At 36.7% G+C, this 14,253-nt stretch carries 14 protein-coding genes and 1 rRNA gene; 11 read left to right on the top strand and 4 right to left on the bottom strand.

Annotated features, from left to right (window positions below; translation table 11 throughout):
* The first annotated feature begins 42 nt into the window (after positions 1-42).
* The 8 genes from PERMA_RS05745 (at position 43) to PERMA_RS05710 (ending at position 8,087) form a co-directional block, all read left to right on the top strand.
* Positions 43-687 (top strand): response regulator transcription factor, encoded by a 645-nt coding sequence (locus tag PERMA_RS05745; RefSeq protein ID WP_012676024.1) that lies wholly within the window; start codon positions 43-45, stop codon positions 685-687.
* Positions 684-1,646: a histidine kinase gene (locus PERMA_RS05740; protein WP_012676724.1), complete on the top strand. Its 963-nt coding sequence runs from the start codon at positions 684-686 to the stop codon at positions 1,644-1,646. The genes PERMA_RS05745 and PERMA_RS05740 overlap by 4 nt, the downstream gene beginning before the upstream one ends.
* 72 nt (positions 1,647-1,718) lie before the next feature.
* Positions 1,719-2,057: a hypothetical protein gene (locus tag PERMA_RS05735; protein WP_012675375.1), complete on the top strand. Its 339-nt coding sequence runs from the start codon at positions 1,719-1,721 to the stop codon at positions 2,055-2,057.
* Positions 2,023-5,727 carry a pilus assembly protein gene (locus PERMA_RS05730; protein WP_041530894.1) on the top strand — a complete coding sequence of 1,235 codons (3,705 nt, stop codon included), beginning with the start codon at positions 2,023-2,025 and terminating at the stop codon, positions 5,725-5,727. Before PERMA_RS05735 ends, PERMA_RS05730 begins: the two co-directional genes overlap by 35 nt.
* Complete coding sequence (locus PERMA_RS05725; RefSeq protein ID WP_012675235.1) at positions 5,712-6,161, top strand: pilus assembly FimT family protein; 450 nt, start codon at positions 5,712-5,714, stop codon at positions 6,159-6,161. The genes PERMA_RS05730 and PERMA_RS05725 overlap by 16 nt, the downstream gene beginning before the upstream one ends.
* A complete protein-coding gene (locus tag PERMA_RS05720; protein WP_012676576.1) occupies positions 6,136-6,618 on the top strand; it encodes a type IV pilus modification PilV family protein in 483 nt (160 codons plus the stop codon). The genes PERMA_RS05725 and PERMA_RS05720 overlap by 26 nt, the downstream gene beginning before the upstream one ends.
* Positions 6,618-7,568: a pilus assembly FimT family protein gene (locus PERMA_RS05715; RefSeq protein ID WP_012676178.1), complete on the top strand. Its 951-nt coding sequence runs from the start codon at positions 6,618-6,620 to the stop codon at positions 7,566-7,568. The genes PERMA_RS05720 and PERMA_RS05715 overlap by 1 nt, the downstream gene beginning before the upstream one ends.
* A 9-nt stretch (positions 7,569-7,577) precedes the next feature.
* The gene (locus tag PERMA_RS05710; RefSeq protein WP_015898896.1) at positions 7,578-8,087 is read left to right on the top strand and encodes a hypothetical protein; all 510 of its coding nucleotides are present in this window, start codon (positions 7,578-7,580) and stop codon (positions 8,085-8,087) included.
* Between the two features lie 2 nt (positions 8,088-8,089).
* On the opposite strand, the gene PERMA_RS05705 is transcribed toward PERMA_RS05710, so the two are convergent.
* Complete coding sequence (locus PERMA_RS05705; protein WP_012675834.1) at positions 8,090-8,509, bottom strand: pilin; 420 nt, start codon at positions 8,507-8,509, stop codon at positions 8,090-8,092.
* A gap of 216 nt (positions 8,510-8,725) precedes the next feature.
* Positions 8,726-9,148, bottom strand: a complete 423-nt coding sequence (locus PERMA_RS10900; protein WP_012676698.1) for a prepilin-type N-terminal cleavage/methylation domain-containing protein — start codon at positions 9,146-9,148, stop codon at positions 8,726-8,728.
* A gap of 265 nt (positions 9,149-9,413) precedes the next feature.
* Between PERMA_RS10900 and PERMA_RS05695 the strand changes: the two genes are divergently transcribed.
* Both PERMA_RS05695 and PERMA_RS05690 read left to right on the top strand, forming a co-directional pair.
* Positions 9,414-10,046: a pentapeptide repeat-containing protein gene (locus tag PERMA_RS05695; protein WP_012676590.1), complete on the top strand. Its 633-nt coding sequence runs from the start codon at positions 9,414-9,416 to the stop codon at positions 10,044-10,046.
* A gap of 74 nt (positions 10,047-10,120) precedes the next feature.
* Positions 10,121-10,528, top strand: coding sequence for a rhodanese-like domain-containing protein (locus PERMA_RS05690; protein ID WP_012675435.1), 408 nt, complete (start codon positions 10,121-10,123; stop codon positions 10,526-10,528).
* On the opposite strand, the gene PERMA_RS05685 is transcribed toward PERMA_RS05690, so the two are convergent.
* Positions 10,529-12,655 (bottom strand): heavy metal translocating P-type ATPase, encoded by a 2,127-nt coding sequence (locus tag PERMA_RS05685; RefSeq protein ID WP_012676931.1) that lies wholly within the window; start codon positions 12,653-12,655, stop codon positions 10,529-10,531.
* A 139-nt stretch (positions 12,656-12,794) separates the two neighbouring features.
* Here PERMA_RS05685 and PERMA_RS05680 point away from each other — a divergent pair, with 139 nt between their 5' ends.
* Positions 12,795-14,099, top strand: a complete 1,305-nt coding sequence (locus PERMA_RS05680) for an MATE family efflux transporter (protein ID WP_012676129.1) — start codon at positions 12,795-12,797, stop codon at positions 14,097-14,099.
* 1 nt (position 14,100) lies between these two features.
* Here the strand turns inward: PERMA_RS05680 and rrf are convergent.
* Positions 14,101-14,217 (bottom strand): 5S ribosomal RNA (gene rrf / locus PERMA_RS05675).
* Positions 14,218-14,253 lie beyond the last annotated feature (36 nt).

The raw sequence follows: 14,253 nt of genomic DNA, 5'->3' as shown, positions 1-14,253 counted from the left end.
CCGAATATATGATAAATAAAAAATTAAATTTAGGAAAATAATATGCATGTACTTCTGGTGGAAGACGATCCATTATTAGGGGAGACTATAGAAGAGTATCTGAAGGAGAATAACATAACTGTTAAATGGATACAGGATGACAGGGAGATTGATGATATATTTGATCTAAACCAGTTTGATGTTATAGTTCTTGATCTTATGCTGAAGTACAGAAAAGGGGAGGAGATATTAAGGGATATAAGAAATAGAGGTGTTGATGTACCAGTTCTTATACTTACCGCAAAATCAGATATAAGGGATAAAGAGGTCTGCTTTAACCTTGGTGCTGATGACTACTTAACAAAACCTTTTGATCCTAAAGAGCTTTTACTCAGACTTAAAGCCCTGTCAAAAAGAAAACACAGGGAGTACTGTGTAAAGATAGGGGATATAACTATAGATATAGACAACCAGATGGTTTACAAAAAAGGAGAAGAGGTAAAACTATCAAGAACAGCATGGGAACTTCTTTACCTTTTAGTAAAAAACAGAGGATCCATCGTTCCTACTGAGAGAATACTCGCCTATGTATGGGGAGACAAACCTGTTGGAGATGAGATAGTCAGAACTTACATTAAGGAACTGAGAAAAATCCTGCCTAAGGATGCTATCGTTACCTACAAAGGAAGAGGTTATAAACTAAATTGATATCATTTGAGAAGAAGATACTTATCATTTTCAGTATTGTGCTTACAATTGGTTTTTCAGTAATAAACGGAATCAGTATCATCTTTTTCAAAAAAAACCTTGAGTATCAGCTTTACAAAGAGGCTCATCTTTATAAGGCTATACTGACTGAAAAACCTTTCTTAAAACTTCCCAGATATTTCACCATCGACAGCAGCTTTGATCCAGAAAGATACGAGATTGTAACATTCTTAGGTGGAAACTACATACTTCTTGACAAAAACTACAAGATAGAAAAGATAAAAACATTCGGTCTTAACCTTCTTGTGTGGGAAGCTGTTTTAACAGTTACACTTCTTTTTGTTATGTACATAACAATAATAAGACATATACAGGAAAAGGAAGAGAACAGGAAACTTCTTGAGATATTTTTACTTACGATAACACATAAACTTGGAAACTTTCTGTCCTCACAGAAACTGAATATAGAACTTATAAAATCAAAATGTAATATAAAGCCTGTAGAGAGGCTTGAAAAAGCTTACCAGCTTATTGAGACAGACTTTAAAAGCAGTCTTCAGATATTAAAAAAGATATCAGAAAGGAAAAGAAGTCTAAGAATAATAAACATAAAGGATGTAATACTAAACACACTTGATCTTTTCTCAGATCATCTTTTGGACAGGAAAGTAATCCTTCATCTTAAAGATTTCTATATAAAAATTGATCCTGTAGATGCGGAAAATATATTTCACACAATAATTGAAAACAGTATCAAATACTCAAAAAGTAAGATACATATAAGGATGTGTACAGATAGAAAGATCTGTTATCTGTTTATAAAAAATGATATACAGGAGATACAGAAAGGTTCTGGAGTTGGTCTGAAAATCTCTGAGTTTTTATTATCCAGATATGGAGGAGAGATAAAAACAAAAGCGAAAAAAGAGTTTTTAACTGTAATAAAGCTGAAAAGATAAACTCACGATTTTTTTATACTAAAGGAATTAATTAAAATATATGGATAAATATATTACAAGGGGATGTAACAGATGAAATATCTGCATATTGTACTTTCAGTCCTATTCCTGTTTTACAGTTATTCACAGGGAAAAATAGTTTCCATCCCTCCTTATGTAGCCTCACATATAGAAAAAGGAGATAAAGCGATAGGACCAATAAAGATCCTAAAAAAAAGAGACAACTATATTGTCTGCTTCATATTTCCAAACAGAGTGATCATAAACCTAAATGACGCTGAAATAGTAGGAAAAAAGGAACTTAAACAGGGTGAAAAGATCTATCTCATCCAGAAAGAATCAGGCAGATTCATTATTATTCCTGTGGAGGAAGAGAATGAAGAAGATCATGATATATATAAAGAAAATTAGTGCTCTTTTAGTAATATTTCTAAGTTTCGTATCACTATCCTACGGTAATATGACCAATTACTGTACAATTCCCCCATTCCTCAAAACTGAAGTAAAACCTAATGTTGTCATGGTTATGGATTATTCAGGAAGTATGCAGTTCCCAGCATATTATCCATGTAATTGGGGGTATCCATACTACTACGATAGTTATGTGGCTGAGTGTGTCTCACGAAACACCGTGGTCATAAGTAACTATGATAATACAACAGTGTATTACGGCCTTTTTGATAGTAATGCATGTTACGAGTACAGCACAGCAGACGGATACTGGATAAAAAGCTCCTGCGATTGTTCTGGAAATAATGGTGCCGGAAATATAGGATGTCTGAGTGGAAACTTCTTAAACTGGGCAACAACAACAAGAATTGATGCTGCACTTAAAGCATTAATAGGTGGAAAAGCCACATGTACAGACACAGACTGTATCTTAAGATCACAGGGTTCAAGAAGAGGCGTTTATGATTCAAATCTTGACTGCATTATATATATAGAACCTGAAAATTACAGCAGAACAACACCTTCATACCAGGATAAAAATGACTACCTGTACATATTTGATGGAAATAGATCATGTGCCCTGGGACAGATTACAGATGGAAGGGCTGTTAACGTTAAGATACCTAAAGATGATTATACAGGCGTAATTCAGGAAAGTTTTGATGATGTAAGAATAACATTTATGGTATACGGGGGAAACAACATAAGAGAAGGTGAAATAAGATACGCTTTTTACCAGAATGATCTAAATGCGTTAATAACTGCTTTACAAAATGAGATTCCATATTACGGGACACCAACCGGTGAAGCAGTATGGGAGGCCTATGATTATCTGAAGCAGAGTAACGATCACTGGTTTGAAAGTAATACCGGATTTATAGGTCTTGGAACAGAAAAAGATCCATACTACGAAGTTCTTGAAAGTGGTGATGTTGTTCCGGCAAGTTGTAGAAATAACTATGTTCTGCTTATATCTGATGGTTTATGGAATGGTGATTTAGATCCAGATAGCCCAGCGAACACTATACACACCACAGATCTGAGATCTGATCTCTCAGGAGATCAAAAAGCAAAAGTCTTCTCACTATACATATTCAATACGGATGTGGAAGGAATTTACTCAATGAAAACTGTTGCTGCTCACGGCAGTTTTGACGATACCTGCAGTAATGATAACTACCCCTATGATCTTCCAGGACTTGGAACAAATAGTAGATATGTAGAATTTCCGAGACCTCACTGTGATCCTAACGGAACATATTTTCCATGCTGTGAAGAATGGGATAAGGATAATGATGGTGTGCCAGACACATTTTATCAGGCAAACAGTGGTGCAGAGATAGAAGCCGCACTGAGAGAGATATTTGGAGAGATCAAGAAAGGAGCAACCTCAGGAACCGTTATAGCTGCCCAAACAACTGGTAAAGGTAAAGGTTCTATAATCAACCATGCCGCAAGCTATCCGAAAAAAACATTTGGAGATATAGACCTTACATGGATAGGATCTTTATATACATACTGGTTTTTAAACACAAAATACGCACAGAATGTTAGAGACAATACGGTAGATAACAGCGGAAGAATCATTCTTGATGTTTATAACCCATCTTACGATCAGAAAAAAGCAAGTGGTGAACCGATTACTGTTAATGATTACTACGATTTTATACTGATGTTTGATACAGATCCTGATGGAAACATTATTGCAAATCTCTATGAGAGCGAGCTTAAAGGTGAACTGAGAACCGATATTGCTGGTGATCCTATACCTGCAGAATACGACCCCAATCCTATTCCTTCAATAGAAGAAACCCATTACCTCTGGGAAGCCGGTGAAGAACTTGCTTTAACAGATGGATTGCAGAGAAACATATTCGCAGCTGTTTCCTCAAACAGTATCGTAAGTTTTGAACCTGCAAACAAATCCTCGTTTGCAAATTTACTGGGAAATGCATCTTTAATCCCATCGTGTATTCCAGGCAATAATGATAACGAAAAGATAGATAACCTTATAAGGTATATAAGGGGAGAATCTGACTTTAAATGTCGCAACAGAACATTTTTTGACGGAACAGCTGACAGGATATGGAAGCTGGGAGATATAATGCATTCATCTCCAGCGATCGTTCAGTATGAATCAAGCTTATACAGAGGAAGTATAGTTTTTGTGGGAGCCAATGATGGTATGCTACATGCTTTTGAGGCTGGAAAGATTAAAAGATTACTTACAAAATATCAGGTTGCAGAACTCATAACAGACTATACTACAAAAGGTCTTGGGAAAGAGCTGTGGGCTTTCATACCTAAAAATGCTCTTCCATACTTGAGATATCTGGCTGATCCTGATTACTGTCACATTTATTACATAGATCAATCACCTTACATCATATACCTTGATAAAGATATTACAGATCTAAATGAAAAACCTGACAGGATAATACTGATCGGAGGAATGAGACTGGGAGGAGCATGTGGTTGTAGCGGAACAAACTGTGTAAATCCTCCTTCTGACACCTGTCCCGATCCTGCATCCTCATCCTGCGTTGGTAGATCCTCTTATTTTGCACTTGATATTACAGATCCATTAAATCCAAAACTCCTATGGGAGTTTTCTGATAAAGATCTTGGATTTAGCTTTTCTGGACCAGGTGTAATAAGAGTTCTCAACGGAAACGCCCAGAAAGCAAAAGTTCTTTTTGCATCAGGACCTACAGACTACAAAGGTATATCAAATCAAAGCCTTAAGTTGTTTATACTTGACGCGGAAACAGGAAGTATTGATACTGTGATAGACACAGGCATCACAGAAGCATTTGGAGGAAGATTACAGTACGAAGGCCTGGATCTTGATGAAGATGGAAATACTGATTACCTGTTCCTGGGATATACAAAAGGCAGTTCTATCTCTACACAAACAGGAGGAATCCTTGTTATCAAAACCAGTGGTGGATATTCATGGACAGATATAACCTCATCAATATCCTCTGGAGGAATGCTTCCTGTAGTAACGTCAGTCTCTTTTATGGACTGTTTCAATGTTCCCTATATCTTTTTTGGAACCGGAAAATGGTTTTATAAAGATGATAACCCTCAAACTACAAAACCAAACAGAATATATGGAATTCCTTTAAACTGTGATACTTCAGGCTGTTCGGTTATAGGTTCTGTCTATAATGTTTCAGGATCAGCAACAGGTGTTTGTAACTACATTACATCCTCAAGGGTTGGATGGTACAGAGAACTGGATCTGGGCTCTGGTAGCTATATGAAAGAGAAAAATCTCGCAAGCCCTTCAGTTACAAACTTTGGAGCTGTATTTTTCGCAACATCACAACCTAACGCTGATATATGTAGTGTTGGAGGAAGACACAGAATATGGCATCTCAACTGTGCTACAGGAGCTCCAGTAACTTACAACTGTGATGCTGGATACTACATAACAGCAAGTTATACATTACTTTACTCTGATACCGGTGGTAGAATAAATCAGGAAAATAAACCAGAATCTACAACAGGTGATTTTTCAACCTCAGGAAATACAGGCTGGAAAAAACATCTTGTTGTCGGGGGTCAGAGTCCACAAACGGCTTACACACCTGGAGGAGAGATACTTTTATGGTTAGAAAGATAAAAGGTTTTACAATAGTTGAACTGCTTCTGGTGATAGTACTGTTTGCAATACTGGCTGCAATTGCCGTTGTTCCTTTTAAGAATAAGATAGAAGCAAACAAGATTGAAACGGATATAAGGAGGATGTATGGACTGCTTCAGGAAGGAAGGATGACCGCTTTTGGAGAGAAAAGAAGGCTTATCTTCAGTCTTAATCCAGCTGATAAATCAGCCTGTCTTATAGATGAGGCCACATCCTCAGTTATAAAATGTGTAAATCTGAATAAAAGCAGTTACAATCCAGTAACAATTACCATTGATAAAAGAGGGACATTCACAAATGGAAGTATATACTTCACAGGAGATAAAAAGGGTGCGGTCTTTGACTGTATCTCCATAAGTTATATAAGGGTCAAGATGGGAGAATGGAATGGTACAGACTGTGTTGTTAAATAAGAAAGGATATACGCTTGTAGAGGCTCTTGTCTCTCTTTTTATCTTTGCACTTGTTCTTATCTTTATGCTCCAGGGATTCACAGTGGCATACAAGATAAATTTTCAGAAGCTTATTAAAGATGAAACAGTTAAGATCGCGCAGGATGAGATTGAGTTTATAAGAAATATGGATCCGAACAGAATATACGATATAAATAACGATGGTAGCTTTGAAGATGTTGTAAACAGAACTGACTGTCCTGTATGCTCAACAGAGCCAACAGTTCCTGAATGTGTAATAACAAGACAGGTAAGGAATGTGAATATAAAGTTTGGCAAACAGGTGATTGTAAACCAGCCTGATCCAACAGCAGATATATTCCGTGTAACAGTTACAATATGCACAGATTATAAAGATTTCCATACAGGAAACAAGATAACACATACAATATCTACTGTGATAGCAAGGGAAGAGTGATGAGATTTATAACTGACAGAGATAAAGGTTACTCAATAATAGAGGTTCTAATAACACTATTTATAGTATCTCTGATACTGAGTGCAGCCTATTTTACCTACGTGAGCATATTTAAAAGTATGAAAGGGGAGTCTGAATCTGTTGAGCTTCAGATGGAAAAGATTGTAGGCCTTGAGCTTCTGAGACTTGATCTTGAGCATGTCGGCTATGGAATAGGGAAACCTCTTACACTTGGATCCGACTACCTTATTTTAGAATCTGTAAATGATGGTAAGGATCTTTTGATAAGATCCACAATGAATAATACGAATAACACAACTATAGGATGGGTTTTATGTAACAACAATGCAGGAAATGATCCAGTTCATGCAGAATTAGAAGCTCCAAATGATAATCTGGTATTTGTTGATAATGAAGGCTTTGTGGCGGGAGTTGTAAACGACGGATTATGCCCATCCGATGGGATACTTGTAGGATTTCCTTTTGATCCAGCGTCTACAGGATGCGGTGGTACATGCTCTGAAATAGTTTATTATCTTAGTAATACCAACCTTCCCTCTCACTGTCATCCCCAAACATACAACCTACTTAGAAAAGTCAATAACGCTACAGGAGGAAACCCCCTTTTATCCTGTGTTGCAGACTTTAAATTCACTATAGATCTGGATATAGATGATGATAATATCGTTGATCTTACAGACCAGATAGTTGATAATTCTATTCCAGCGAATGATCTGAGACTCCAGCTTAAGAGGATAAATGTTTATCTACTCATACAGGAAGGTGGATTTAATCCAGACTATGAGTTTAAAAATTACAGCACTGACTCCAACGGAAATTACATACAGGTAAACGGGATGAAACTTTACCTTCCTGGCTCCTCAGATTTTATACATTACAGATGGAAGGTTATAAAGATATCTGTAAAACCGATGTCAATAATCAAGTAGAGGTTCGTGATGAAGGCAGGAAATGAAAAGGGAATGGCTCTGATAACAACGATGCTTCTCGGATTTGTAGCAATGGCTATCGTTGCGGCATTGATGACATTTATGATATACGGAAAAAAAACCTCAGTCATAGAAGAAAGATACACATCCGCACTTGAGGCGGCTAAAGGTGCAGCAAACTATATTATGAACAGACTATCCACAGATCAGTATATGGAAAGCGATGCGGAAAGAATGATATGCGTTGGTGAGACTACGTTATGTCCATGCTACAGGGTGACATGGAATCCTGACCTTAACAGACTTGAATGTCCTGATGGTAAGCCTGTTGACAGATTTGATCTGGGAAGTTATTCAAACATAGGTGATTATCAGATTGAAGCTTTTATTATTCATAAAGATACAACATCAGGTGGATATGATATTTATGCTATAAGGGTTGTTTCTTCAAGAATTGACAGACCAGAAAGGGCTGAGATAGATTTTATATACAGAACATCCCCTCCAACAACACCTTAGCTTTATTTTTCAACAACAGAACATTTAATTCCTTCAGCTAAAAGATTACATTCAGCTTTGTACTCCGGTATTTTATCGGATTCAGCATCTACAGTCCCACCTGAGACATTGCCACCTGGATTACATACAAAGCTACCTGTAACATTAACTGTAAGATTGTAATCTGGAAGGGTTACATTTTTACAATTACTCAGAGATAAAGAAGAAACATTTATAACTGTAGGTGTTTCAACATTTAACCCTATACAGTATGCTACTATTTCCTTAGAACAGCCATCAGCTATAGGTAAAAGATGGGATGCAACGAAAGATTTATTTCTGTATTTCTGATACATAACCAGAGACATTGAGGAAAGAATAGCGAGTATTGCTACAACTATTAAAAGTTCAACAATTGTAAATCCATTCTTGTTATGAACCATCACATCCCCCCTATTAGGATTTATTAACAAAATTAAGAAAATATTATGCCAATATTACATTGAATTAATTAAGAATCTTTATAAGAATAAAAGATGGTAATGAGTTAAAGGAGATATCTAAAGAGTTCTGAAGTAGTATGAATAAGTCTGAACAAAAATAAAAAGGTGAGCCCTTTTTAGAGCCCACCTCTTTTGTATTATATTTACACTATACTATTATATTGGCTGTACAGAACACTTTATGTTTCCACTTGCATCAGTCTGACAATTGGCTTCATAATCAGCAACACCATCTAATCTATAAACAGCAGATGCACCTGTTAGAGTTCCATTAGTACATGTTCCATTGTTAAGAGTCTGCTGATTTACAGTTCCTCCGGGTGTTGCTGCAGTTGCTACACAGTTTGGCAGATTTGTTGGAGGATAGTTTGTTGGATCTTCTATACACGCAGTAACCATATCCATAACACAACCTCTTGCTATTGGCTCAGCATATGAAGAAACTTTAGCTTTTTGCTGGTATTTTAAATACTGAGGAATTGCTATAGATGCCAGAATAGCGATGATAGCGATAACGATCAGCAGCTCAATCAGTGTAAAACCGCCTTCTTTTTTACGTCTTTCCCTTAAGTCTTTCATGACTGTTACCTCCGATTAATATTTTGTTTTTTTTATTGCAAGTCCTGTGCCATTTTTTTTAAACTTTAAAAATTTGATGACATTAACAAACCAAAACGTTGTCAGCTTTAATCAAGAGAAAGATTTTAAATTTACTGCAGAAATAAGATGTGACAAATTTTGTCAGTTAAGGTGTCAGAAATTGTCAGAAGCTTAATATGAGTTAGGACATGAAAATATCTGATAAACTGTATTATATTGTTTCAAAAAAATCAGGAGGTTTTTTATGGATATCTTAAGGAAGGAAGATGTAGAAAGGATGATAAAGGAAGGAGTATCTCTTAAGGATATAGATCTTACATTTGCTGAGCTTGATGGAATCGATTTTTCAGGTGTTGACCTTTCCGGAGCTTCATTGACAGGAGCGGAGATAAGAAATGCAAACTTTGAAGGAGCAAATCTTGAAGGAGCATTTATTGCTGATGCTGATCTGTCCGGATGTAACTTCAGAAATGCAAATCTATCAAGGGCTGTTCTCCAGAGAGTTCACCTGAGAAACGCAAATTTTGAGAACGCAAATATGTTTAAAGTTCAGCTTATGGTATGTGATGCCTCAGGTGCTAACTTTAAAGGTGCCGATATGAGACAGTCAAGACTTGAGAAAACAAGATTCAGAAGGGCGATAATGGACAAAGCGATAATAACCCACTCAAATCTCAGAGCAACAGATTTTCAGGAAGCATCCTTTATTGGAACAAATATTAGTTTCAGTGACCTCAGGAAAGCACAGCTTCAAAGAGCATGGTTTGAGAATATAAAAGCTGAAGAGGTTTTACTCTACGGAAAGGCTCCATGGATAGAAGGTAGCAAAGCAAAATTAGATCTTGATCAGATAAAAGCTCCAAACTGGGATGACTAAAGTCAGGGAAGGGTTTCTCCCTTCCCACCATTTACAGTTATAATATCTCAAATAATAAAAAATTAGAGGTAAAAATGAGAAAGTTCTCATCATCAAATCTGATTTTTCTTCTGATAATAGGACTGGGAGTTACCTACTATCTTTATCTGAAAGGATATATATTCTCAGACTTTCAAAATTTAGATCCTAAATCAGCTTACAGCCTTATAGAAAAGGAAAAAGATAATGTATTTATACTTGATGTCAGAACCCCTCAGGAGTATAAAGAAGGTCATATTCCAGACTCAACTCTTATCCCTTTGGATTCTCTGCCAAACCAGATAGATAAAATTCCCCGGGATAAAAAGGTTATTGTTTACTGCCGATCAGGAATGAGAAGTGCCTCAGCCTCAAGACTTTTATCATCATTGGGATATGATGTCTATAATATCGCAGGTGGGATCAAATCCTGGAGAGATGAAGGACTACCTGTAGAGAGATAATTACCAGTTCTTAACCCTTACAGAGTTTGCAATAACAAAGGCACTGCTTAGAACCATAGCAAGGGCTGCAAAGATAGGATTCAGCTTACCCATCAGAGCAAGACCAAGACCGATAATATTGTATATAAAAGCCCAGAACATATTTGTGTATATAACCTTTCTTACCTTCTTTGCAAGAAGTATCATTAATGGAACTTTTCTGAGGTCATCTCCAAGAAGACTTACATTAGCACTTTCCCTTGTCAGATCCGTTCCACAACCCATGGCAATTCCTATATCAGCTGATGCAAGAGCTGGAGCATCATTTATCCCATCTCCTACCATAGCAACAGTTTTACCCTTTTTCTTTGCTTCAGATATTATCCTGAGCTTATCCTCAGGAAGCAGACCGGCTTTAACCTGATCTATACCTAACTTTTCCTTAACTATTTTTGCAAAATACGGAGTATCCCCAGTAAGTATTGCAAATTTTATCTTCAGTTTCTGTAAAACCCTGAATACCACAGGAGCTTCTTCCTTTATCTTCTGTGAGAAGAGAACAATGCCTGCAACCTTTTGATCGTCAGCTATAAAAACAGGAACATTTCCTTCCCTCTCTGCTTTATTCTCAATCTTTTTAAGATCCTCAAGTATCTCAAGACCTAATTTTTTCATAAATTTTTCGCTACCTATATAAATCCTTTCTCCATCAACCAATCCTTCTATTCCATAACCAAAATGAACCTTAAAATCCTCAACTTTACAGTCACAATCAAAACCTCTATTAACACAGTAGTTAACAAAGCTTTTACCCAGGGGATGTTCTGAGTTTCTTTCAAGGGCACAGGCTTTTCTGACAGTCTGTTCATCCAATGCTTTAACATAACTGACAACCATATCTTTCTCTGTTATCGTTCCTGTTTTATCAAAGAATACATACTTAACTGTAGAGAGCTTCTCAAGAACATCCGCACCTCTTATAATAATCCCTTCTCTCATAGCCTCCCCAAGACCAATCCATAAGGCAAGAGGAGCACCTATACTGAAAGCACAGGGACAGGATATAAGAAGAACTGACATTGATACTATAAGAGCTCTCTCAAATCCCTCCTGATAAAACCAGTAAACAAATGAACCAGAGACAAGGATTATAACAAGAGGAAGGAAAAAAGCGGCTATTCTATCAGAGATTCTGTTAATAGGAGCTTTAGAAGCTCTTATCTCTTTCATCAGATTTATAAATCTGTTTAATGTCCAGTCCTCTGAAGGTTTGTTAACTTTAATCTTAAAAAGACCATCTATATTAACAGTTCCTGTGAATATCTCATCACCAACATTCTTAAGAACAGGCTTTACCTCTCCTGTTAAAAGAGATTCATCAACATGTCCCTGACCTTCAATAACAATCCCATCAGCAGGTATCTTCTCTCCAGGAATTATCTTTACTATATCACCAACCTTTATATCATCCCGTGATACCTCAACCTCTTTCCCATCCTTTATGATAGTAGCTTTCTCAGGTGAAAGTTCCATAAGTTTTTTCATAAAATTTGAAGCTTTAGCCCTTGAAGAAGTCTCCAGATACCTTCCAAATGTGACAAGAACAAGTATCATAGTTGCGGTCTCAAAGTATATGGAAGGTTTGTTCGTGAAAACAGAGTAAACAGAAAGGAAATAAGCTGAGAAAGCTCCAATAGCTATTAATGTGTCCGTGTTAAGATTTATCCTTCCACCTGAGAACGCATTTTTCAGTATAGGATAACCAAGAAGGATCATAACAGGAGTGGCAAGTATAAGGATGATATATTTAATAAAGCCTGTAAACATCTGTGCCTGAGGATCATCAGGTGTAAGATGGGCTCCATAAAGATATGTACTGAGCATAAAAACGAGCATTGCAAGGAAATACCCAAAACCAAACTTACCTAAGAAAGCAACAGCAGTTCCTTCATCACCTTTAAGCCCTGTGGTCTTATATATCAGATAACATCCGAAACAGCAGAAGTTTTCATCTTTCCCATCAATATTATATCTGACAGGTTTACCTGTTATAGGGATACCACACTGAAAACATTCAACAGCCTCATGAACAGGCTTTGTACATTCACACTCAATTGTAGGTTTTATAGATAAACCCTCTCTTTCCATAAATCCAATCCTGCTGCTTTTTGAAATCCAATTATATCAGAGTTTCACAGGAAGAATAATATAAATATATATCTTAAAATTTCCATACTTCACTAAAAATCGTAAAATAAAACTTGAGATCACAAGGATAAAAATAGAAATGAATAAAAAGATTTTACATCTGGCTATCCCTGCAGCATTAACAAACCTACTTGATACACTGCAGCTTCTTATTGATATATTAATGGTAGGCAGGATATCGCCAGAGGCTGTCGGTGCTGTAGGTCTTAGCGGACAGTTAATAATTCTGATCTACAGCTTTATCTCAATTTTTTATATAGGGACAAACGTTCTTGTATCAAGGTTTTACGGTGAGAAAAAACCAGAAGAAGCAGGCAAAGCTGTATCAGGTCTTCTGATTATCTCAGTTTTATTCTCTTTACCGTTTTTCATATACACATATGAATTTTCTGGATCTTATTTTTCATTAATGGGAGCAGAAAGATCGGTTATAAATCTGGGAACTGATTATACCTCTATACTTTCTCTCTCTATCCCTTTTCTTTTTATCGGAGCTGTTTTATATAGCAGCATAGTAGCTTCAGGTGATACAAAAACACCTCTTATAATCAGCCTGTTTACAAATTTGTTAAACACATTCCTTAATTACTGTTTGATCTTTGGAAATTTTGGTTTTCCCAGATTGGAAGTAGAAGGAGCGGCGATCGCAACAACGATAAGCTATATACTGGAAGTTCTCATATACTTTTTCATATTTCTTTCAGGAAAGACAGGGATAAAACCTGAACTCAGCCTATCTTTCCATTATGTATTAAAAGCCTTAAAAGTGGGGATTCCTGCTGGGATAGAAAAGTTCGTATCATTTGGGTCATTTCTCATATTCGTAAAAATAGTGACTGGATTTGGGACGTACGTTCTGGCAGGTTACCAGATCGGTTTAAGAATAGAAGGACTGGCTTTTATGCCGGGTTTTGGGTTTGCTACAGCAGCTATGGTTCTTGTTGGACAGTATATGGGAGCCAAGGAACCTGAGAAGGCTGAAAAAAGCGTTATACAGACTGTAAAATTAGCTGGTTTATTTATGGGAATAGTTGGTGTTTTCTTTATTGTTTTTCCGGAGTTTTTTGTATCTTTATTCACAGATAATATAAAAACCATCAGAGAAGGATCTTTATATTTAAGAATAGTAGGTGTATCACAGATTCCTCTCGCAGTTGACTTTGTTCTGAATGGAGCATTAAAAGGTGCGGGAGCTACAAAGGTTACACTGATTATAAACAGCCTTTCTTTCTGGATATTCAGAATTATACCTGCCTACATATCAGCAAAGATATTCAATGATATATTGATCGTTTATATAGTTATGACGATTGAGACTTTTATAAAGGGTTTTATTCTCTGGACTGTTTTTAAGAGTGGTTTCTGGAAAAAAATAAAGATATAAGCCCTGGCACCGACCAACTTTCCCGACCGGTCTCCCGGCCAGTATCATAGGCGCAGGGGAGCTTAACTGCCGGGTTCGGAATGGGACCGGGTGTAACCTCCCCGCTATGGGCACCAGGGAAATGGCAATAGAATAAGGGGCAAGTAGAGGTATT

This window comes from Persephonella marina EX-H1 (genome assembly GCF_000021565.1).
In the GTDB taxonomy this organism is placed as follows: domain Bacteria; phylum Aquificota; class Aquificia; order Aquificales; family Hydrogenothermaceae; genus Persephonella; species Persephonella marina.
Note: the sequence above shows the minus strand (reverse complement) of the source record. Positions and strands in the feature narration are given on the sequence as shown.

Coding starts and splice junctions, on each gene's coding strand:
- PERMA_RS05720 (WP_012676576.1), top strand. CDS start 6,136: ATGGTACAGACTGTGTTGTTAAATAAGAAAGGATATACGCTTGTAGAG.
- PERMA_RS05690 (WP_012675435.1), top strand. CDS start 10,121: ATGAGAAAGTTCTCATCATCAAATCTGATTTTTCTTCTGATAATAGGA.
- PERMA_RS05745 (WP_012676024.1), top strand. CDS start 43: ATGCATGTACTTCTGGTGGAAGACGATCCATTATTAGGGGAGACTATA.
- PERMA_RS05710 (WP_015898896.1), top strand. CDS start 7,578: ATGAAGGCAGGAAATGAAAAGGGAATGGCTCTGATAACAACGATGCTT.
- PERMA_RS05685 (WP_012676931.1), bottom strand. CDS start 12,655: ATGGAAAGAGAGGGTTTATCTATAAAACCTACAATTGAGTGTGAATGT.
- PERMA_RS10900 (WP_012676698.1), bottom strand. CDS start 9,148: ATGAAAGACTTAAGGGAAAGACGTAAAAAAGAAGGCGGTTTTACACTG.
- PERMA_RS05735 (WP_012675375.1), top strand. CDS start 1,719: ATGAAATATCTGCATATTGTACTTTCAGTCCTATTCCTGTTTTACAGT.
- PERMA_RS05730 (WP_041530894.1), top strand. CDS start 2,023: ATGAAGAAGATCATGATATATATAAAGAAAATTAGTGCTCTTTTAGTA.
- PERMA_RS05715 (WP_012676178.1), top strand. CDS start 6,618: ATGAGATTTATAACTGACAGAGATAAAGGTTACTCAATAATAGAGGTT.
- PERMA_RS05725 (WP_012675235.1), top strand. CDS start 5,712: ATGGTTAGAAAGATAAAAGGTTTTACAATAGTTGAACTGCTTCTGGTG.
- PERMA_RS05680 (WP_012676129.1), top strand. CDS start 12,795: ATGAATAAAAAGATTTTACATCTGGCTATCCCTGCAGCATTAACAAAC.
- PERMA_RS05705 (WP_012675834.1), bottom strand. CDS start 8,509: ATGGTTCATAACAAGAATGGATTTACAATTGTTGAACTTTTAATAGTT.
- PERMA_RS05695 (WP_012676590.1), top strand. CDS start 9,414: ATGGATATCTTAAGGAAGGAAGATGTAGAAAGGATGATAAAGGAAGGA.